Here is a 19520-nt window from a genome sequence, read left to right as displayed (position 1 = left end):
TAGATTGCGCTGATTTTGACTATGTTGATGCAAGGTAAGCACAATGTTAGGTAGGAAACTGATTCTAGATATGGTCGCTGTCCAGGCATTCGAGTGCGCGGCGCGGCATGGCAGCTTCACACGCGCGGCTGCGGAGCTTAGTCTCACCCAGAGCGCGGTCAGCCGGCAAATAAAGGATCTCGAGAGCCGCCTGGGTGCACAGCTATTCGAGCGCATTCGTCAACGGGTAGTGCTTTCCCAGGACGGGCGACGTTTGCTGCCACAGGCGCGAAGACTCTTGCAGCAGACCGAAGACATAGTGTTGCGCACCATGTCGGCCGCTGACGCCAGGCTGAGCCTCAGCGTCGCTACCTTGCCCACGTTCGGCAGCCGTTGGCTCAGCCCGCGTCTCGCCAAATTCTTGACCCTGCATGCGGGGACTGTCCTGAATGTGGGCTCACGCTCCGCCACATTCGAATTCGAGGAAGAAGACTTCGACCTCGCCATCCACTACGGCAAGCCGGTTTGGGCTCGGGGGATATGCACTTATCTTTGCAGTGAGCTCATTGTGCCGGTAGCAGGCGGCGCGCTAATGGGACAGGTTGGCCATTTGACGCCATCGTCGTTGCTTGCGAGGCCGCTTCTTCATTTAGCTACCCGCCCCAAGCTTTGGCAGCAGTGGTTCGAGACTGTCGGCGTGGTTACGGACCGGGCGTATAGGGGGCATCGCTTCGACCAATTTTCGATGATCGTCGAGGCCGCGATTGGCGGCATGGGTTACGCGCTGTTGCCCCGTTACCTGATAGAGCGGGAGTTGGCCTCAGGCGACTTGATGGTCGTATTCGACGCGCCAATGGAAACCGACAACAGTTATTACGTGGTTGTGCCCGAGGCCAAATCCACAAACGCCCTCGCCAGGGACTTCATCGAATGGCTTCTCGCGGAGATAGGTGCCAAGAACGGGTAATACAGCGCGACATCTACGGATACGATCGGCTGCACATGCCGTTCACCATCCAGCCGATCATCGTGTTGTAGTCGAAAACCGGCCGGTCGGTGGCTGTCTGGATCGCTTTTGAATATGGCGGCAGGTCGCTGCATTCCAGCACTATCGCGCCGATCGCCGGATGATCGGCGATCAGTGTTGCCGCGACCGAAACCGCTTCCGCCTCTATGGCAGAGGAATCGAGCGATCCGGATTCTTCAAGCACGGCGCTGCGGAATTCCGGTTCGTCTTGCATGCCTCGTATGATGATTGGCAAGTCTGCTGCTATCCCGCACGCTTCGAGGTGAGCCTTGTTCAAGCGCTTACTGTTGGCGGTTATTATTCCGACCGGGCGCCGCGTCGTGGTGTGGACAAGCGGCACTTGCAGCAGGCTGGACAGGCATACCGGAATGCTCAGCGCCTCAGAGACTTCGCGCTGGAACAAGGCCATGAAGCCGCAGGCTCCGGTTATGGCGCGGACACCTTCTCGCTCAAGTTCCCTTGCCGCGTCGAGAACGGGCTGCAGCAAGCTACTGTCCGATTGGTTCAGCAGTCGGTCGATGCTTGCGCCCCCGATTGCCTTGTAGCGGACTGGGAAGCCATAAGTCCCGGCGTTACTCACATTCCCGACGACATAGGGTATCGAGGTCTCCAGCGTCAGGATTCCTATCAGCTCACCCGTCCATGACTGGGGACGTCGCTTGAGATAGATGCGCGTCATGCTTCATGCACAAATTTCGTAGTGAGATAGGCGTCGATGCCCTCGCTGCCGCCTTCCAGGCCCCAGCCGCTATTCTTGATGCCGCCGAACGGCGCTTCGGGAAAGGCGACCGAAAATGAATTCAGACCTATCACGCCAGCTTGTATCTCGCGGGTGAGCTTTCGCGCGGTCCCGAGGTGGTTGGTCATCGCATAGGCGGCTAAGCCGTAGGAAGACGAGTTGGCCAATTCCAGGGCCTCGTCGATATCGTCAAAAGGAACGATTGGCGCGATTGGGCCGAACGGTTCGTCGACCATGACACGGGCTGTCGGGTGAACGTCCGTGATGACGGTGGGGGTGAAGAAGAAGCCAGGTCGGTCCAGACGTTTTCCTCCGGCCAGCAAATTCCCGCCACTGGCAACGGCATCCTCGGTCAGCATTGCCATTGCCTCGACGCGCCGATGATTGGTTAGTGGTCCCATCTCGACAGCCGGATCAAAGCCGTTGTCGATTTTAAGCGCCGAAGCTCGGGCAGCAAACCGTGCGGCAAAAGGTTCGTATATTCGTCGATCGACAATGAAGCGGCTTGCTGCATTGCAGACCTGGCCGGCATTTCGAAACTTCGCGGCCGCCGCCATGTCCGCGATGCGAATGGCGTCGACATCTCCGCAGATGATCGCGGGGCCATGTCCGCCCAGTTCCATCGTCATCCGTTTCAAGTTTTCACCGGCGAGGCTCGCCAAGGCACGTCCTACCGCGGTCGATCCGGTGAAGGAGATTTTCGCAACGTCGGGCGAGTGGATAAGGTGTTTCGAGATCTGCGATGGGTCGCCAAAAATCAGGTTCAGCACGCCTGGCGGCAATCCCGCCGCCAAAAGGCTACCGGCCAGTAGCGAAGGGGCGGCGGGAGTCTCCTCAGCGGGCTTGGCAACTATGGTGCAACCCGCGGCCAGGGCGGGCGCCAACTTTCGAACAAGCGTGACGACGGGGAAATTCCAGGGCGCGAAAAGCGCGACGACCCCCAAGGGTTCGCGGCTCGTCATGAACCGGCTTTCCGGTGCGCGGCCCATAAAGACGCGGCCGTAAATTCGCCGCGCTTCTTCGGCGTACCACGCCAGCGTGTCGGCCGCGGCCGAAACCTCCGCCATGGCTTCGGAGAGAGGTTTGCCATTTTCCATGACGAGGGCGCGTGCGATCTCGTCGGCATTGAGACGGACCTGCCGAGCCCCTTCATGAAGCGTCGCTCCGCGCCGCCATGGCGTGGTGTCTCGCCATGCCGGAAAGGCTGATTTGGCCGCGCCTATCGCTTCCTCGAGGTCCGCCTCCCGGGCGATCGGAAGCAGTCCGATTTGTTCCTCGGTTGCCGGATTCAGCACCGGCCGGCATTCGCGCTCGAATTGGCCGATCCTTCTTGATCCCACGAGCAGATTGATCTCGGGATATTTCATGTGCGCCGACCCAATAGTGAAACATCTGATTGAAACGATAGTATGAATCTATCGTTTGGACAAGTGTCTCTCCGGCGCGAAGCGCTCGTCGCCTTGGGTGGGGATTATCTGGGTTTGGTCGCGGCTCCTGGCGCCTTCTTCCTTGTGGTCGGCTGCCGCAGCACCGTGGGCGGAGCGCGCAGCCCGGCACTTACGAATTGCACCAGCCCGGCAATCAGCCATTCATGGCGGTCGATGGTGGTAGCGCGCTCAGCCGGCGACACGACGAGTTGCGCGGCTGGTGCCAGATCAACGAGAATCTGGAGGGTCGCGCCGCGGGCACAATCGTAGCGCAGCGCCAGTTCGGCGCGGGATAGGTTTGGCAACACCTTCTGCAGCACGTCAATGAAGCGCTCGTGCAACGGACGGAAGTGGTCCGCAACGACGCTGTTGGTGGCGGCCTGAGCTATCGTCCTGACTTGCAGCAAGAGCAGCAGGCGATCCCGGTTCTCGCCTGAACTGAGTTCGGCCATGGGCCGGACCAGGGCATCGGCAAGGCTTTCCAACGGCGGCAACCTGTCGGGGTAGGCCCGCTCGCAGGCCTTCAGTGCCTCGAGGCGAGCTGCGACGATCGGCTTCAATGCGGATTCCAGCGTGCTGCGGATCAACTCGTCCTTCGACCGGAAATAGTAATTCACCGCCGCGAGATTGGCGCGCGCGGCCTCGGTGATCTCCCGCAATGTTGCGCCGTCAAACCCTCTTTCGGCGAAAAGTCGGTTCGCCGCATGAAGAATTCTCTCTCGTGTGTCGGTTTCATCACCTGTAGCTGAAGTGGCGACGATGGGGTCCTTGGCGCCTGACTTTCGAGGCATTTCGAGAGGCCTTTCGAATCGATCCTGACTGTCGTCTGCATCGTGTTTGATCTCTGCTTGACAGTAAATCAAACATTTGTATCATACAAACGTTTCAATGGGGAATTTGAAATATCGTCGAGCCCCCTCATCGAGCGGGAAGACGTCTCAGGAGGTGGAATTGCAAGTTGACCTGACGAAGAAATCCGCCGCGGACAAAGTCGAATTGTATGCGTCTGGAGGCGAAGCAAAGCGCATCTACGCACGCATTTGGCGCGGTCGAACCCGGCCAGCCGATTTCGAAGCCTACACGCAGTATCTGTATGAGTTCGGCGTGCTGAAGATCGAGCGCATGCAAGGCAATCTCGGTGTCCAGATGTTTCGCAAAATCACCGAGGAGGCGGGCGAGTTCACTGTCACATCGTTCTGGCCAACGCTCGATGCCATTCGCGTGTGGTCTGGCGATGACCTCACACGCACCCGTCATTTGGAGAAGGACCCGGAGTTCCTTCTGGAACTGCCTGAAAGGGTGACTCTGGTCGAAGTCTGCGCGAACGACTGGCTGATCCCCGAGTAGGTCCGCTTCCTACCTGTCAGGCAATCGAGCCGCGACCATTTGCGGCTCTACCACGCGTCGCGACTTCGGTCCCATCCCGATGGGGTCCAAAAATAAAGTAAACAACAACAGCAAGTTAAGAGGAGAACGCAATGAAACATAAATTGAGTTTTGCCGGCGCCGCCATGGCGATTGGATCCTTGGTTCTGGCAGGGCAGGTTCACGCTGAAACCGTCCCCCCAGTAACTGACCCGCTTGGAGTTCTGGTTCTTCCGAAAGGCGCGCCGCTCGAGATCGGCGGGTATTGGGTGCTCTCCGGATCCGATGCGGCGCTCGGCGTCGATCAAAAGCGCGGTGTGGAGCTGGCGATCGAAGACTGGAAAAAGACCCTCGTTGGTCACCCGATCGTATTGGACGCCCAGGACAGCCAGTGCAGCGCCGAAGGTGGTCAGATTGCCGCCACGAAGCTTGCTTCGAATCCCAACACCGTGGTGGTGATCGGTCCGTCCTGCTCGAGCGAGGCGACGCCCGCCGCTCCAATACTCTGGAAGGCCGGGATCGTGGATATCGGCACCTCGAGCACGGCACCTTCGCTTACGGCTGCAGATCGCAACGCCGGCTTTCATGGGTTCGCGCGGACGGTGTTCAGCGATGCGGACCAAGGCAAAGGTGACGGTAATTACATCTTCAACGTGCTGAAGGCGAAGAAGGTCGTGACAATTCACGACGGCAGCCCCTACGCGTCCCAACTCGTCGCGGAGTTCGTCAAGACGTATGCTGCCCTAGGCGGAACCGTTCTCTCGCAGGAGGCCATCCAGCCAACCGATGTCGATATGCATCCGCTGCTGACGCGCATAGCCGCGGAGAAACCGGATGTCATCTACATGCCTATCTTCGTCGCTGCGGCCGGCCAGATTGCGCGCCAGGCGAAGACGACGACGGGTCTGGAGACGACGCAACTGATCGGCGGCGGCTCCCTGATGACCGGAGACATCATCACCGCTGCCGGAGACGCGGTCGTTGGCATGAAAATCACGTATCCCGACATTTCCCCGGAGGCGTTGGGCAAGGGTTATCCGGACTTTGTCGAGAAGTATAAGAGCGCCTATGGCGAGGCGCCTGTCTCAGGTTACCATGCGATGGCATACGATGCGGCGGCAATCGCCTTCAAGGCGATTGAACAGGTCGCAAAAACCGACGACGAGGGAACGACTTACATCGGTCGGCAGGCCTTGCGCGACGCGATCTTTGCGACCGATACGGACGGCATATCAGGACGCATCAAATGCGATGCCGACGGCGAATGCGCACAGTTTAAGCTGGGTGTATTCGAGTACGTGAACGCTGACCCCACCACCTTCAAGATCGGCGACAATCCGAAGAAAATCTATCCGTAGTCGCCAAATCCCGTGGGCTGGCGCCGGCGTCGATCGCTCGCGCCAGCCCTTGCTCTTGCAGGAACAGTCATCATGACATTGTTGGTGTCAGCGTCTTCGTTCATTCGAAAGAGGCGGTCTGCCGTGCGCAAGGATTTCGCGTGGTTCGTGCGTCGTGGCCTTTTGTTGTGCGCGATACTCATCGTCTGCGCCGGGATAATCGGAACTGTCCGAGCCGACAGATATTCAACAGAGCAATGGTTCGATCTTGTGGCGTTCGGCCTTACGCTTGGGGGCGTCTATGCGTTGATCGCGCTCGGATACAGCATGGTCTACGGCGTCTTGCGGCTCATCAACTTTGCTCACGGAGACACCATGACCGTCGGCGTGTTCATAGCCTATTTTGTCGCCAGGGGGCTGGAACATACCAAGCTGTTTGAAACCAGCCCGGCCGTCGCGGTGGCCATCATCCTGATTGTTGGGGCGGTGGTTTCGGCATTGGTTGCCTTGCTAGTCGAGCGCTTCGCGTATCGACCGGTGCGCGCCAGCGGCGGCTTCGCGCCGCTAATCACCAGCATTGGTATGTCATTTCTGCTTCAGCAGACGTGTCGTGGCATGTTCGGCTCGGGCGTCAAGGCATATCCCGATCCAGGTTGGCTGCAGGGGTCCATGAGGATCGGGACATTTTCAGTCCCCAATGTCGAGGTCATGGTCCTCTGCGCGGCCGCGCTGGTGATGGCGGGTCTTTATCTGGTGGTCAACGGAACGCGGATGGGCACGGCCATGCGCGCCACAGCGGAAGATCCGCGCGCTGCTGTGCTGATGGGTATCGATATCAACAAGGTGATCGCATTTACCTTCCTGCTCGGCGGGTTGACCGCCGGAGTAGGCGGCGTGCTGTACGCCCTCATCTACAAGCAGGTCTACTTCATGATGGGGTTCCTGCCTGGCATCAAAGCATTCGGAGCAGCTGTTCTCGGGGGCATTGGCAGTATTCCGGGGGCAATGGCCGGAGGCATAATCCTCGGCCTCGCGGAGGGAATAGGCCCCACTCTCATTCTAGACGGTTTGGGAATCCCCGCTCCCTACCAGTTGCGCGATCTGTTCGCATTCGCGCTGCTCATAACAGTTCTGATCTGCAGGCCGCAGGGCCTGTTCGGCGAAGCACCCGCGCGTCGCGCATAAGGACCGAACCATGCTGCACATGTGGGAAATGCCCGAACCGCGCCAACTAGCGGAGCGAAACAATACGATCCCTGTAATCCTTCAGGCCATGGCGCGGCCCATGCTTGCTGGCCTCGCCTGCGGCCTTGCGGGCTTATACGCGGCTTTCGTCGGCATTCTTGTGCTGATGCATGGGCGGGTGATCATTGTTGACGTGCTTACCCTTGGCCAGTGTGTTCTGTTGCTGCTTGGATTGGCCGCGGGCGCAAAGTCCCGCACCGCCACCGCTACCCGCGCCATCCTGCCGGACTTGGCTCGTGGTGCAGTGGCCGGATCGGTGTACGGCGCGGCGCTTGCTTGTGGTCTGGCGCTTTTTCAGATCGCCTTCTTGCGGACCGTGCTGGTCTCCCTTTCGCCCGAACTTCGGCGAATGCTGTCTTTCGGGCTTGAATCCGGTCCCGCCATGGTGACGCTTGTCGTCGCCGGCGGCGCTCTCGGAGTGGCCGGTTCCCTGTGGAGCCGGCTGGGGGGAGAGCAGCGCAGGGCCACTCTGACCGCTGCGACAGCGGTCATTGTGGCAGGCACCTTGCAGCAACTCCTGCAGACCGTGCTGCAACGCTTCTCCTTTACGAAGGCCATCGGAGATCTGCTGTTCAGCTGGGCAGGGCTAAAATGGCAGGGGGCCCTGCTGGTCGGCGCGGTCGCGGCTGTCGTTGGCTCACTCTGGCCAATAGCCAAGCGTGAGTTCGGCGCGCGTCAGCCGACGCTGCATGCCTTGCTGAGCGACAATCGATCGGCCTTTCAACTAGCGCTTCTTCTCCTCGGACTTTCCGTGCTGCCAGCGCTCGCTGGACCGTACATCGGCCAAGTCCTGCTGATGGTGGCGCTCTACACGTTGATGGGCATGGGATTGAACATCGAGGTCGGCCTTGCCGGTCTGCTCGATCTGGGTTTCGTCGCCTTTTTTGCGGTCGGGGCCTATGCAACCGCGTTGCTCACGGCGGACAGCTCGGTTGCCCTGTCGGCCTATACCTCGATTCCCGCCCTGAGTTTTTGGCTGGCTGTACCCATTGCGGTCGCCTTGTCTGTGATCGTCGGCGTTCTTTTCGGCCTTCCCGTTCTTGGGGTCAGGGGCGACTATCTCGCGGTGGCCACTCTCGGCCTCGGGGAAATCGTAAGGGTCATCGTCCTGTCGGATTTCGCCGCGCCCATACTAAACGGAGCCCAAGGCATCTTGCAGGTGCCGAGGCCATTCGTGGGCTCGGTCGAGCTCAGCAGTCCGGTCAGCCTGTTCTACTTGACGCTCGTTTGTTCGATGTTCGCTGCGTTCGTGGCGTGGCGACTACAGGCGTCCCGTCTCGGCCGCGCCTGGATGGCGCTGAGAGACGACGAAGAGGTGGCGCAGGCCCTCGGCGTCAACCTCGTCAAGGCAAAATTGCTCGCCTATGGCCTTGGAGCCGCCTTTGCGGGGCTCGCCGGAGCGATCTTCGCGACCATGCTGACTTCTGTTTATCCGAACAGCTTTAACCTGCTGCTTTCAATCAACGTGCTTGCATTGATCGTCATCGGCGGAATCGGGAGCATTGAAGGCGTCATTGTAGGTGCCATTCTTCTTGTCGGCCTGCCTGAACTGCTGCGTGAGTTCGGCGAATACCGGTTTCTTTTCTACGGCGCGGCCCTCATCGCCATCATGATCATGCGACCCAGGGGGTTGTGGTCGACAAGCCGGCCATCTGGGGCGATGCCGGGAGGATTGCGATGACATCGGCCCTTCTGCAAGTCAGCAACCTCAGCAAAAGTTACGGCGGTCTGCGCGCGGTCGCGGATCTGAATCTCAATGTGCTGCCCGGCGCCATCCACAGCCTGATAGGGCCAAATGGCGCCGGCAAGACCACGGCCTTCAACTGCATCGTCCAATACGTGCCCCCGAGCACCGGCACCGTCAGCTTCGCCGGGCAGCGGATCGATGGCGCCCGGCCTGATCAGGTGGCGGCCGTAGGCATTGCAAGGACGTACCAGAACATCAGGCTGTTTGGCAGCATGACAGTGCTGGATAACGTTCTTGTCGGCCGGCACAGGCACCTGACGATACCTTGGTGGTCATCGGTGCTGTGCCTTCCTGGCGCCAAGCGGGAGGAAGAGGCGGCCAAAGCCGAGGCCAGAAGGTGGCTGGACTATGTTGGGCTCAAGAGCGTCGAGGACCTTCCTGCGACAGCATTGGCCTATGGCCAACAACGCCGCCTTGAGATTGCCCGAGCGCTCGCCTCCAATCCAAGCCTGTTGATGCTCGATGAGCCAACGGCGGGGATGAACCCCTCCGAAGTAAACGAGATGATCCGCTTCATAGGCAAGCTCCGCGAAGACCTGTCGATGACGATCGTAATGATCGAACATCAGATACGGCTGGTCATGACTCTGTCCGACCAGGTCACGGTCATGCACCACGGCACGGTGATCGCGGAAGGTACTCCTGGTGAGGTGCAGCGCGACCCCGACGTGATCGCGGCCTATCTAGGTCACCGTCGAGGGACGCCTGAAGTGCATTCCGCAAAAACAAAAATGTAGTGAGGCGGACAAATGTCGTTGTTGGAAGTTGTCGACGTGGATGTCTTATACGGAAATGTGCGCGCGATACAGGGCGTTTCGCTTTGCGTAGAGGCTGGACAAATCGTTACTCTGATCGGCGCCAATGGCGCGGGAAAATCGACAACGCTCAATGCCATCTCAGGTGTCTTGCCCATCAGTCGGGGCGCCATTCGTTTCAAAGGACAGTTGATCTCAGGATTGGCGTCACACGGCATCGTCCGACTGGGCATAAGCCAAGTTCCTGAAGGCCGCCGCATCTTCGGCAAGCTTACGGTTTCGGAGAACATCTCCCTCGGCTCCTTCGTCCGCAACGATTGGCATGAAATACAGCAGGACAGGGAAAGAGTGCTCGAACTGTTTCCACGGCTGCGCGAGCGCTTGAGACAGACCGCCGGAACGCTTTCCGGCGGGGAACAGCAAATGCTGGCAATGGCTCGCGCGCTCGTGGCAAGACCCGCCTTGATCCTCCTGGATGAGCCGAGCATGGGGCTGGCGCCGATGCTGGTCGAGCAAGTTTTTGAAATTATCAAGGAGATCAACAGGCAAGGCGTCACGATCTTGCTCGTGGAGCAGAACGCCTTCGCGGCGTTGGAAATTGCCGATCAGGCCTATGTGCTGGCCAGCGGCGCCATCTCCCTGACCGGCTCAGGAGCTGAGCTTCTTCGGCACGAACAGGTCATCTCTGCCTATCTCGGCGAAGGGTGAAACGATGGCCGGGCAACAGTATAGCCACATCGTCGTGGGCGGTGGATCCGCTGGCTGCGTGCTGGCGAACAGGCTTTCCGCCAAGTCCGCAAACCGCGTGCTGCTGATCGAAGCCGGTCGGGACACTCCGCCCGACCGGGTCGAGCCGGCGATCCTGGACAGCTATCCCCGCATAGCCTACTTCAACGAAAGAAATCTTTGGGCTGACCTCAGGGTCTACCTGCAGCCCGTTCCCCACAATTCGTCAGCCAAGCCGCCACTGCGCCGCTACGAGCAGGCGCGGTTAATGGGTGGTGGATCGAGCCTGAATGACATGCAGGCCAACCGCGGCACTCCCTATGATTACGACGAATGGCACGATCTCGGAGCCAGTGGTTGGCGTTGGTCCGACGTTTTGAAATATTTCCTCAGGCTCGAGAGGGATGTGGACTTCGACGGTCCCCTCCATGGAAAACAGGGACCAATTCCGATACGCCGGATCATGCCAGCGGAATGGCCACTGTTCTCGCGAGCGGTAGCGACAGCTCTTGCCGGGTCCGGGTACAGAGATATCGAAGACCAGAATGCCAATTTCGGCGATGGTTATTTCCCGATCGCGATTTCCAACCTTTATGACCGGCGCGTTTCCACCGCCATCGGATACCTGGACAACGCGGTTCGGCGGCGCGCCAACCTCCACATTCGCGCCGACTGCCTTGTCGCGGGGCTGGTGTTAGAAGGCGCGAAGGTTGTCGGCGTCAGCATCGAGCATGCCTCAGGTGTAGAGACGGTGAACGGGGCGGAGGTGATCCTGGCGGCCGGCGCGATCCACAGCCCGGCGATGTTGCTGAGGTCGGGAATAGGGCCCGCGGGAGACCTGCGCCAGTTGGGGATCGATGTTGTCGCGGATCGACAGGGGGTTGGCCACAACCTCCAGGACCACCCGACGATCTCGCTCTCTGCTTTCTTGCGAAAGGATTCCCGACTGGGCGACCAGTTGCGGCGGCATACGCATGTTGGCCTCCGCTATTCCTCGAATTTGCCGGAGTGCGAACCGCAAGACATGTACATGGTCGCGCTCAGCAAGTCGGGCTGGCATCCTGTCGGCAAACAACTCGGCTCCCTCACCACCTGGGTCAATCACCCGTTTTCCACGGGCAGGGTTTCATTGCAGTCCGCTTCACCACACGCTGAGCCGCAGGTGGAATTCAACCTTCTGCGTGACCGGAGGGATTTGCTCCGACTAACGGCGGCCATGCGTAAGATGATTGCGCTGTTCGACGACCCGACCTTGCGGGGTCAGGTAACGGACTACTTCCCATCCAGTTATAGCGAAAGGATTCGTGATCTTGGCAAGGTATCGACCAAGAATCTGGTTCTAACAGGGATCCTCGCCCAACTTCTCGATGGTCCAGGTGCACTGCGAAGAGCGCTTATCAAGCACGTCATCACGGAAGGCGCCACCGTCGACCAGATCAAGCATGACGACGATGCGCTGGAGGAATTCGTGCGCCAGAAGGTGCATGGGGTCTGGCACGCTGCGGGGACATGCCGGATGGGGAACCCATCCAATGTCGATACCGTGACCGATCCGGATGGAAAAGTGGTTGGTGTGCAGAACCTCAGGGTCGCTGACGCATCGATTATGCCACGCGTGCCGCGCGCCAACACGAACATCCCCACAATCATGATCGCGGAAAAAATCAGCGACTCGATACTAAACGCGTCTTCGTAAGGCGACAGCATCAATGCGGACTTCGGAAGGACAGACGGAATGAACGGCGCAGACGCCTTGCTGATGATGTTGCGCGAGTATGGGGTGGAGGTGATTTTCGGTGTCCCCGGCGATACCAATGTCGCGCTCTACCATGCGCTCAAGCGAATGAAGGATGCGCCGGTGCACGTCGTGTGCCGTGACGAGCGATCGGCTGTCTTCATGGCGGATTGCTATGCCAGAGTTTCAGGCAAGCCGGGCATCGCCGAGGTGCCCAGCGGGGCGGGCGCGATGTACGGCTTGCCGGGAATAGCTGAGGCGAACAAATCGTCCGTGCCGCTCATCCTACTTGTCAACGACATTCCACAATTGGGGGTCGGACGTGGCACGCTGACGGAACTGCCGATCGAAGCGATGTTCCGTCCGATATCGAAGCATGCCGAAACATTAAACCGCGTCGAAAAGCTGCCGGAAACGATAAGGCGAGCATTTCGCTTGGCAACAGCGGGAAGACCCGGGGCGGTGGTGCTCGCCTTGCCTGAAGACCTGCTCTACGAGGAACTGGACGCTACGCCGCACTTGTTGCGTGCCGAACCGCAGTGCCGAAGTGCTCCAGCCTTTCGGGTCCTGCCGGAGGAAGAGATTATAGGCCGCGCCAGCGAGGCTTTGATCTCGTCCAAGCGACCGTTGATCGTTGCAGGGGGTGGCGCGAACCGGTCGGCCGCTGGAGAAAGCCTTGTCAGGCTAGCCGAACATCTGAACATCCCTATTGCCACAACGATCACGGGCCAGGGGGTGATAAGCGATGATCACAGGTTGGCGATCGGCATTATCGGTGACAACGGCTTCCATCCGCATGCGGTGTGGGCGTTAGGGGAGGCTGACCTAGTGATATATGTCGGTTGCCGGATGGGATCGGTCGCGACCATGAACTGGAAGTGGCCCCCGTCCGACAATGGCGCCAAAATCATCCAAATTGATCTCGATCCCGACATCATAGCTAACACACGCGATGTCGATTTTCCGCTGATGGGCGATGCACGGGCGACGATAGACAGGTTCTTCGCCAAGACGAAAGGCGAAAGTCTGCCTGCGAGAGATTGGGTCGTGGGGATCAACAGCCGCCGGATCGAATTCTGGAGGACAGTGCAGAGCGAATTGCGCAGCAGAGAGGTTCCTATACGGCCCGAACGCGTTATTGAAGCGCTCAACCAGCATCTTCCCGCCAAATGCCATGTCATGTCGGACGCCGGAACGTCAACGCCCTATGCGACACGTTTTCTGAAGCTGACACATCCGGGATCGAAGCTGGTGATACCGCGATTTTTTGGCGGGCTTGGATACGCCATTCCCGCTGTGGTCGGCGCCTATTTCGCGGCACCCGAATTCCGGCCGGTGGCGCTGTTCGGCGACGGATCGCTCGGCATGTCGGCAGGTGAATTGGAGACTCTGGCGCGCCTCGAAGTTCCCGCCGTTCTGATCCATTTCAACAATGGATGTTTCGGGTGGATAAAAGCGTTGCAGCGCGTAATGCACAAGGGCGAGGGCAATGACGGGACGTTTGGGGTCGAGTTCGGCCGCCATGACATGAGCAAGCTTGCCGCGGTCTACGGAATTCGAAATTTCCGTGTCGACACGATCGAACAGCTTGATGGTGCATTGAAGCAGTCGTTCGCGTTGCAGGAGCCGTGTTTCATCGACGTCGCCGTGGAATCCATAGCCGATCGCCTGCCGCCAGTGCATTCGTGGCTGAAGAAATTCGGTGTGGATCCGGGGATCATAGGCGTGCAGGCGACGTTCTAGCCAAGCCAACTCCTAGCACCGGAGCAAGGTCCGCGTTTCGGGCCAGAGATTGGCGGTCAGCGTCGCAGCCGGCTCGGCTCTAAACGTCCGGCCTGGCCGGCCCACGCCTGAATTCGGTCCACTTCCAAATCGTTGTGGCCGGCTGCCTCATCAGGCCAGAAACCGTCGGAACGCAACAGAGAAAACACAGGCTGCCCTCGGTCATTGATACTGGTCCCACATCGGTTTTGGCGCACTGCAGGCGTCTACGGCCCCGTTATTTGGCTTCCGGCGAGGCTTGCGATGTCCGCTGGCATGCCGCAGGAGTTCGCGAGCCTTGAAAACAAACGCTGCGTGAATATCCCTCGGCCACAGACAGGATTTCTCGTCGATCAATTCCCAGTCTCTGCAGCGTAAAATCGCTGAGCTTGTTCAGTTCTGTATGTGCCTTTCGTCGGATGGCGTTTTTCAGCAGCAAATTCCCCAGGGCAGCAGTTGAGAGAAGCCAGCGCATCTAGCAAACGGACGACTGCGACGGGGCAAAACGGTTGTCTTGCACTTTCTTTAAGTTGATCATAGGAAAAATCCTCTGTCGCTGCATGGGACGATTAGTTGACGTGTCTGCGGCTATGAAGATTTTCTGCTGAGCCGAATCGCGAGTAGTGCAACGTCGCCGTTGCGCACCGAGACGATGGCGGTGTTGGATCTCGCCGGCAAACGAGTGTTTCTCAGCGCGAGGGAGGAATGTTCAGGCATTCCGTTTGCGACTGGACAAGCTGGTTGGAGTTCATGGTTGCGCTGCTCGTCGCATTGCTGCCGGCCGCTGCCTGCTGTCGAGAGAGCCAGGGGTTTTATCGGGAGCGTTCAATTGGTCTGGCTCGCCAACGACATCGACCGACGCCTGGATGCCAGAAGAACGACGGCAACTCCGGCCACGATCAAGGCCATGCCAGCCAGGCGAACGACGTTGAAGGTTTCGCCCAGGAAGAACCAGGCGGAAAATGCACCGAAGACTGGCACGAGCAATGCGAAGGGCGCGGTGGCTGCCGCGCCGTACTGCTTGATCAGATGACCCCAGCCGGCAAAGCCGGCGGTCGTGGCGACGAAGCCTAGAAAGAAGACTGCGCCGACGCCTTGCCAGGCAGGGTGTCGCAGCGAAGCCTGGATCACGTCGTGACCTTCGTAGAAAGCGGACAGGGCCAGCAATGGCAGAGGTGGAACGAGGCAGAGCCACGTCACGAAGGCCAGCATGTCGACCTTGCCGGAACGGCGCACGAGGATGTTGCCTAACGCCCAGCTCGTCGCGCGCGCGGCGACGCAGGCCAGGCCGGTGATGGTGATGTCGTGGGTTGCGTCCGTCACTGTGGAGCCGATGATGCCAAGCCCGCCAATGGCAACGGCGATGCCGACGATCTGCCATGGAACGATGCGTTCGCCAAGCAGTCCGGCGGCCAACAGCACGGTCAGGACAACCTGCGTCTGCATGAGCACCGAGGCCAGCCCCGCAGGCATTCCGACCCGCATGCCGACGAAGAGAAAGGCGAACTGCCCGGTGAACCAGACCATGCCGACGAGGATAAACCATCGCCAGGACAGCGGCGGCTTCGGTACGATGAAGATCGCCGTTGCCGCGACGCTGAACCGAAGCGCCGCGAGCAGGAGTGGCGGGAAGCTCTCGAGCCCCAACCGAATGACGACGAAATTGAAACCCCAGACGGCGGCGATCAAGATGCCCAACAATTTGTGACGGGGCGTCATTGGCGAATCTCGATCTCTTGAGAAGGAAATTTACTCGTAGTGGAGCAGAAGGTGGCAAGGACGTCGAAGGGCCGGCCGGCTGCGGCCGCGCCGTTTGTGCCGCTCCCGCTAAGCTCGTTCGTCGCCAGACTCGAGCAGCGCTTTGGCAACATCCTTCCCACGGTTGACCGGGATCACCTTGAAATGGACCAGATCCGCCCAGGCCGCCACCCACCGCTGGAACAGGCTGACGTCGTCGCATTCCATCAACTGGAAGCACTGCGTGAGATCAGCACTTACCCAACTGTCGATGAAAACCAACCCATCGGGGCATTGCCTGCCCTTGTCGCGAAATCGCCGGTAGACGGACACCGCGTCGCCATTGCAGAAATCTTCGATGACCATGAACATCATAGCTGGCGGCCCCTGTAAGGCGGATCGATCGTCGTAACCCGACCGGAATGTCAGAATGTGAGCAAGTGAAATCTGTTCACCCAAAGGGTGGAGGTTTCTTGGTGCTCTTCGAGAAAGCCATAGCCGAAGTGAACCAAAAATAGCAGGATTTGGCCAATTATCCGTCGCATTGGGTATTGGTGAAATGAGTGGAAGTGCGCTGCGTCCCGCCTGCAGGCGCTCTTGCCGCAGGATTTCGCGAAAGGAGCGCCCCTCCGCCAAACTGCTCTATGCGACGCTGATTGTTCAGCATGATGCTTCGGATATCGCTTTGTTGCCGATCTTTCCAAGGCGCGCGCGGTAGCGCCGTGAGAGTGCCTGGAGGCATGGCGCCAAACCGAACATTTGGCGCCGGCCGGGACTTCCTGGCCCGTTCGCGGTTACGTCGGACGGTGTTTGGCGGCGGTGCGCGCCTCGATGGCTTGGACGACCGCGATCATGTCCAGCTTGCCATGACCGAGGGCCGAAGTCTCCTCGTAGAGGTCACGGCAAATGTCGAGCAGCGGCGATGCAATCCCATTCTGCCTTGCGGCCTCGGAAATGAGTCTGCCGTTCTTCAGCACGTCGGTAATCGCTGCATGTGCGGAAAAATCGCGCGCCACCAGCTTTGGCGCTTTGAGACGGGAAATATCGCTCGCGATCTGCCCGGCCGCGAGCACCTCCACGAGTTGATCCAGGTCCAACTCGCTCTGTTTGGCGAAGTGTATTGCCTCCGCCAGGCCGGTCACTGTCGCCAGCAAGAAGGTGTTCACCGCAAGCTTCATGAGCAGCGCCTTCGGCACGTCGCCGCAGACGATGGACGTTTTGCACATCGATTCCAGGCACGGCTCGAGAGCTGCAATGGCCGAGGGTTCACCGGCGAGCATTGCAATCAATTGGCCCGCCTCGGCCGGTTTGCGCGAGCCCGACACCGGGGCTTCCACGTACGAGCCGCCCGCCGCACTGATCTCCCTCTCCAACTGAAGCGAATAATGCGGAGACGTTGTCCCCATATGGACAATCACGTGGTTCTGGATCCGTGTCATGAACCGTGGGCCAGATCGATCAAGCACCAAATCGATTGCCTGGTCATCCGCCAGCATCAGAATCACGATGTCCGCCGAGGCGAACAATTCGTCCAGACTGTCGGCGACACGAGCGCCGGCCTGCTTCAGCGGCACGGTTTTTTCGACCGATCGATTCCAGACGGTCAAAGGTCTTGTCTTGGCCAGATTCATCGCCATTGCCGTACCCATAGAGCCCAGACCGATGAAGCCTACGCGCAAGGTCTCGACCATCAATCGACCTCCTTGTGGAATACCAAATTGGTGGGAACGGTTATGCGAAAACTTGGCCACGAGAACCGGACACAAAGTGACAGCGGCCTGGGAGGACGCCAACTGACAATCCTTCGATCGGCATGAGCAGCTTTCACTTGTCGTGACAAAGCAATCGGGCGGAATAGCGCAGTTGGGGACTGCTTTCTTCAAACGGCATCCTAGATTTGTGGATCCTTTTCGCATGGCTGCACAATCCGAAATCCAAAGCCGGTTTCCTGTTTCGCCTGCCAGTCGCTGCGGGGGACACATCGTCGTTCGCCAATTGCGCGGTTCGGAGGAGAGCGCTTGCGACGCATTTTTCGGTCAACTGCACTGGTACGACGTAAGATGGAGATTTGGAGGGCCGAGGACTTCCGGCGGCTGCCTGCTTCCCCGTCGTGAAGGATTTTGCCAAAGCCTGGCCTTTGCGGCTTCGAGTGAAGCAGGCGATATCCTGGGAATCATCAATGTCGAATACCTGGACGCCGACACGGCCGAGGTTGCCTTGATCGTCCGGTCGGACCTCAAGCACCAAGGTATTGGGGCCTTGCTGCTTTCACACGTCATGAACTGGTCACGAACCAGCGGGCTCAAGTGGCTGACCGGTCATGTCATGACAGACAACAAGGCGATGCTTCGTCTGGCTTTGGCGGCAGGGTTCATATGTGTGGGAGGGGATCAGGCGCTGGTTGAACTGAACTGGCCTATCGATACCGCGGCTTGATTGGTAGCCTTGCTCTTGGCAATGGACGGAGAGATTCGGAACTGCCATGAACCCGCGTATATTGGGTCGGGCAAATCGCGCGTCTTGGGTGGTCGGATGGAGTCATGGAAGCCAATTATCGAGGAGGGATCGGCACCCCTCTACGAACGCATCGCCGACGCGATTGAGCGGGATATCCACGGCAACCGGCTGGGTCCTGGAACGCGCCTGCCTCCGCATCGTGACCTCGCGCAGACGCTCTCCGTCAGCATCGGCACCGTAACAAAGGCTTACGGCGAAGCGGAGCGGCGCGGTCTCCTGTCTTCGCAGGTGGGGCGAGGATCTTTCATTTCGCCAGCCGCTACAGAAAGGCTGATTTCCGCCAATGCCGAATCTATCGACTTGGCTCACAATTTTCCTCCGGTAGGGTCGACGCCGCGGCATTTGGCGGATGCAATGGCGCGGCTTTGGCGCCATCAGGACTTTGCGGCGACGAGCCGCTATACCGCTGCGGAAGGTCTCGACAGCGCACGCAAAGCCGCCACCCGATGGTTTCACCGTCGGCTCGAACTGGATGCTGCTTCATCAAGTAAATTGGTTCAGACGAATGGGGGACAACATGCGCTTTCGCTGCTCTTGGGGACAATGTGCCGATCGGGCGACACCGTATTGTGCGAGGCGGCCACTTTCCACGGTTTGAAGCTGATCGCCAAGACCGAAAACCTCAAGCTGGAAGGCGTCGCCCTCGACACCGAAGGCCTGGTTCCCGAGTCGCTCGAGAAGGCCGCCGCTTCGACGGGCAGCAAAGTCCTATACACCATACCAACTCTGCAGAATCCAACCGCAATCACGATGTCCGCCGGACGACGCCTGGAAATCGTCGAAGTCGCCCGACGGCATAACCTGTTGATAATAGAGGACGACGCATATCGAGCCATCGCCGGTCCCGCGCATATGCCACCCGCGCTGGCCGACCTTGCGCCAGAGAGAACATTCTACATCGCATCGCTTTCGAAATGCATTTCTCCAGGCCTTCGCCTGGCCTTCGTCATGCCGCCCGACGTCTCGTGGCGTGAACGAATACTGACTCGCGTGGTCGCAACCGGTTACGCTCCACCATCGCAAAATGCGCTTGTATTCGCCCAGTGGGTCGAGGATGGTGTAGCCGATGCCATCATCGATAGCATTCTCGCGGAAATGCGGCTTCGCACCGCGATTGCCCTGGAGGTCATGGGCGAAACTGTCTCCCGGCCCGGCGCGCCACAGACTTTGCACATCTGGCTACCCCTCGATTCCCTGGCGGCCGAACGCGCATCCGGTCGTGCTCTTCGGGCTGGCGTGCAAGTGACGCCTCCCGACGCGCCTTTGGTGAGCGAAGGCGTAACTGGGTTGCGGCTTTGCCTGGGCAGCGTCGCCGACAGGGCTGTGCTTGGACACGCTTTGCGGATCGTGTCTCAGTCGCTCGGTGAAGAGGTGTTTGGGCGCTCGAGCGCCATTGTTTGACAGACAACTCGTCGACGTTGGC

Annotated in this window: 17 protein-coding genes; 11 read left to right on the top strand and 6 right to left on the bottom strand. The window is 59.4% G+C overall.

The genetic code is table 11. The annotated features are described in order from the left end of the window. Positions 1-43 precede the first annotated feature (43 nt). Positions 44-946, top strand: coding sequence for a LysR family transcriptional regulator (locus tag BLS48_RS22680; protein WP_091582385.1), 903 nt, complete (start codon positions 44-46; stop codon positions 944-946). A gap of 13 nt (positions 947-959) precedes the next feature. Here the strand turns inward: BLS48_RS22680 and BLS48_RS22675 are convergent, their stop codons facing one another. From BLS48_RS22675 to BLS48_RS22665, 3 genes are all read right to left on the bottom strand, one after another. Continuing rightward, positions 960-1685: an aspartate/glutamate racemase family protein gene (locus BLS48_RS22675; RefSeq protein ID WP_091582382.1), complete on the bottom strand. Its 726-nt coding sequence runs from the start codon at positions 1683-1685 to the stop codon at positions 960-962. Then, entirely contained in the window at positions 1682-3112 is a 1431-nt protein-coding gene (locus BLS48_RS22670) for an NAD-dependent succinate-semialdehyde dehydrogenase (RefSeq protein ID WP_091582379.1), read from the bottom strand. Before BLS48_RS22670 ends, BLS48_RS22675 begins: the two co-directional genes overlap by 4 nt. 104 nt (positions 3113-3216) lie before the next feature. Then, the gene (locus tag BLS48_RS22665) at positions 3217-3963 is read right to left on the bottom strand and encodes a TetR/AcrR family transcriptional regulator (RefSeq protein WP_091582378.1); all 747 of its coding nucleotides are present in this window, start codon (positions 3961-3963) and stop codon (positions 3217-3219) included. Positions 3964-4123: 160 nt separating this feature from the next. On the opposite strand from BLS48_RS22665, the gene BLS48_RS22660 reads away from it, so the two are divergent. The 8 genes from BLS48_RS22660 (at position 4124) to BLS48_RS22625 (ending at position 13825) form a co-directional block, all read left to right on the top strand. Next, on the top strand, positions 4124-4519 hold the full coding sequence (locus BLS48_RS22660) for an antibiotic biosynthesis monooxygenase family protein (protein WP_143019469.1): 396 nt from the start codon (positions 4124-4126) through the stop codon (positions 4517-4519). Between the two features lie 131 nt (positions 4520-4650). Then, on the top strand, positions 4651-5895 hold the full coding sequence (locus BLS48_RS22655; protein ID WP_091582373.1) for a branched-chain amino acid ABC transporter substrate-binding protein: 1245 nt from the start codon (positions 4651-4653) through the stop codon (positions 5893-5895). A gap of 123 nt (positions 5896-6018) precedes the next feature. Further along, the gene (locus BLS48_RS22650) at positions 6019-7059 is read left to right on the top strand and encodes a branched-chain amino acid ABC transporter permease (RefSeq protein ID WP_167365198.1); all 1041 of its coding nucleotides are present in this window, start codon (positions 6019-6021) and stop codon (positions 7057-7059) included. Positions 7060-7069: 10 nt separating this feature from the next. Then, positions 7070-8800, top strand: a complete 1731-nt coding sequence (locus BLS48_RS22645; RefSeq protein WP_091582368.1) for a branched-chain amino acid ABC transporter permease — start codon at positions 7070-7072, stop codon at positions 8798-8800. After that, complete coding sequence (locus BLS48_RS22640; RefSeq protein ID WP_091582527.1) at positions 8797-9603, top strand: ABC transporter ATP-binding protein; 807 nt, start codon at positions 8797-8799, stop codon at positions 9601-9603. The genes BLS48_RS22645 and BLS48_RS22640 overlap by 4 nt, the downstream gene beginning before the upstream one ends. 12 nt (positions 9604-9615) lie before the next feature. Continuing rightward, positions 9616-10329, top strand: a complete 714-nt coding sequence (locus tag BLS48_RS22635) for an ABC transporter ATP-binding protein (protein WP_091582365.1) — start codon at positions 9616-9618, stop codon at positions 10327-10329. A gap of 4 nt (positions 10330-10333) precedes the next feature. Then, on the top strand, positions 10334-12043 hold the full coding sequence (locus BLS48_RS22630) for a GMC family oxidoreductase (protein ID WP_091582363.1): 1710 nt from the start codon (positions 10334-10336) through the stop codon (positions 12041-12043). A 39-nt stretch (positions 12044-12082) separates the two neighbouring features. After that, positions 12083-13825: a thiamine pyrophosphate-binding protein gene (locus BLS48_RS22625; RefSeq protein WP_091582360.1), complete on the top strand. Its 1743-nt coding sequence runs from the start codon at positions 12083-12085 to the stop codon at positions 13823-13825. A gap of 843 nt (positions 13826-14668) precedes the next feature. Here the strand turns inward: BLS48_RS22625 and BLS48_RS22620 are convergent. The 3 genes from BLS48_RS22620 to BLS48_RS22610 form a co-directional block, all read right to left on the bottom strand. Next, positions 14669-15562, bottom strand: coding sequence for an EamA family transporter (locus BLS48_RS22620; protein ID WP_091582356.1), 894 nt, complete (start codon positions 15560-15562; stop codon positions 14669-14671). Positions 15563-15670: 108 nt separating this feature from the next. Continuing rightward, positions 15671-15952 (bottom strand): DUF3303 domain-containing protein, encoded by a 282-nt coding sequence (locus BLS48_RS22615; protein WP_244529779.1) that lies wholly within the window; start codon positions 15950-15952, stop codon positions 15671-15673. Between the two features lie 422 nt (positions 15953-16374). Then, positions 16375-17271 (bottom strand): NAD(P)-dependent oxidoreductase, encoded by an 897-nt coding sequence (locus BLS48_RS22610; RefSeq protein ID WP_208604659.1) that lies wholly within the window; start codon positions 17269-17271, stop codon positions 16375-16377. 223 nt (positions 17272-17494) lie between these two features. Between BLS48_RS22610 and BLS48_RS22605 the strand changes: the two genes are divergently transcribed. Together BLS48_RS22605 and BLS48_RS22600 are read left to right on the top strand one after the other, a co-directional pair. After that, positions 17495-18016: a GNAT family N-acetyltransferase gene (locus tag BLS48_RS22605; protein ID WP_091582352.1), complete on the top strand. Its 522-nt coding sequence runs from the start codon at positions 17495-17497 to the stop codon at positions 18014-18016. Positions 18017-18025: 9 nt separating this feature from the next. Continuing rightward, positions 18026-19498: an aminotransferase-like domain-containing protein gene (locus BLS48_RS22600; RefSeq protein WP_208604658.1), complete on the top strand. Its 1473-nt coding sequence runs from the start codon at positions 18026-18028 to the stop codon at positions 19496-19498. Positions 19499-19520 lie beyond the last annotated feature (22 nt).

The organism is Mesorhizobium qingshengii (assembly GCF_900103325.1).
Lineage (GTDB): Bacteria > Pseudomonadota > Alphaproteobacteria > Rhizobiales > Rhizobiaceae > Mesorhizobium > Mesorhizobium qingshengii.
This window is presented reverse-complemented; position numbering and strand designations above follow the sequence as displayed.

What these genes read in the sequence shown, in the direction of transcription:
- BLS48_RS22670 (WP_091582379.1), bottom strand. Translation starts at nt 3,112, where the DNA reads ATGAAATATCCCGAGATCAATCTGCTCGTGGGATCAAGAAGGATCGGC.
- BLS48_RS22610 (WP_208604659.1), bottom strand. Translation starts at nt 17,271, where the DNA reads ATGGTCGAGACCTTGCGCGTAGGCTTCATCGGTCTGGGCTCTATGGGT.
- BLS48_RS22680 (WP_091582385.1), top strand. Translation starts at nt 44, where the DNA reads ATGTTAGGTAGGAAACTGATTCTAGATATGGTCGCTGTCCAGGCATTC.
- BLS48_RS22655 (WP_091582373.1), top strand. Translation starts at nt 4,651, where the DNA reads ATGAAACATAAATTGAGTTTTGCCGGCGCCGCCATGGCGATTGGATCC.
- BLS48_RS22645 (WP_091582368.1), top strand. Translation starts at nt 7,070, where the DNA reads ATGCTGCACATGTGGGAAATGCCCGAACCGCGCCAACTAGCGGAGCGA.
- BLS48_RS22665 (WP_091582378.1), bottom strand. Translation starts at nt 3,963, where the DNA reads ATGCCTCGAAAGTCAGGCGCCAAGGACCCCATCGTCGCCACTTCAGCT.
- BLS48_RS22620 (WP_091582356.1), bottom strand. Translation starts at nt 15,562, where the DNA reads ATGACGCCCCGTCACAAATTGTTGGGCATCTTGATCGCCGCCGTCTGG.
- BLS48_RS22625 (WP_091582360.1), top strand. Translation starts at nt 12,083, where the DNA reads ATGAACGGCGCAGACGCCTTGCTGATGATGTTGCGCGAGTATGGGGTG.
- BLS48_RS22635 (WP_091582365.1), top strand. Translation starts at nt 9,616, where the DNA reads ATGTCGTTGTTGGAAGTTGTCGACGTGGATGTCTTATACGGAAATGTG.
- BLS48_RS22675 (WP_091582382.1), bottom strand. Translation starts at nt 1,685, where the DNA reads ATGACGCGCATCTATCTCAAGCGACGTCCCCAGTCATGGACGGGTGAG.
- BLS48_RS22615 (WP_244529779.1), bottom strand. Translation starts at nt 15,952, where the DNA reads ATGTTCATGGTCATCGAAGATTTCTGCAATGGCGACGCGGTGTCCGTC.
- BLS48_RS22630 (WP_091582363.1), top strand. Translation starts at nt 10,334, where the DNA reads ATGGCCGGGCAACAGTATAGCCACATCGTCGTGGGCGGTGGATCCGCT.
- BLS48_RS22605 (WP_091582352.1), top strand. Translation starts at nt 17,495, where the DNA reads ATGGCTGCACAATCCGAAATCCAAAGCCGGTTTCCTGTTTCGCCTGCC.
- BLS48_RS22640 (WP_091582527.1), top strand. Translation starts at nt 8,797, where the DNA reads ATGACATCGGCCCTTCTGCAAGTCAGCAACCTCAGCAAAAGTTACGGC.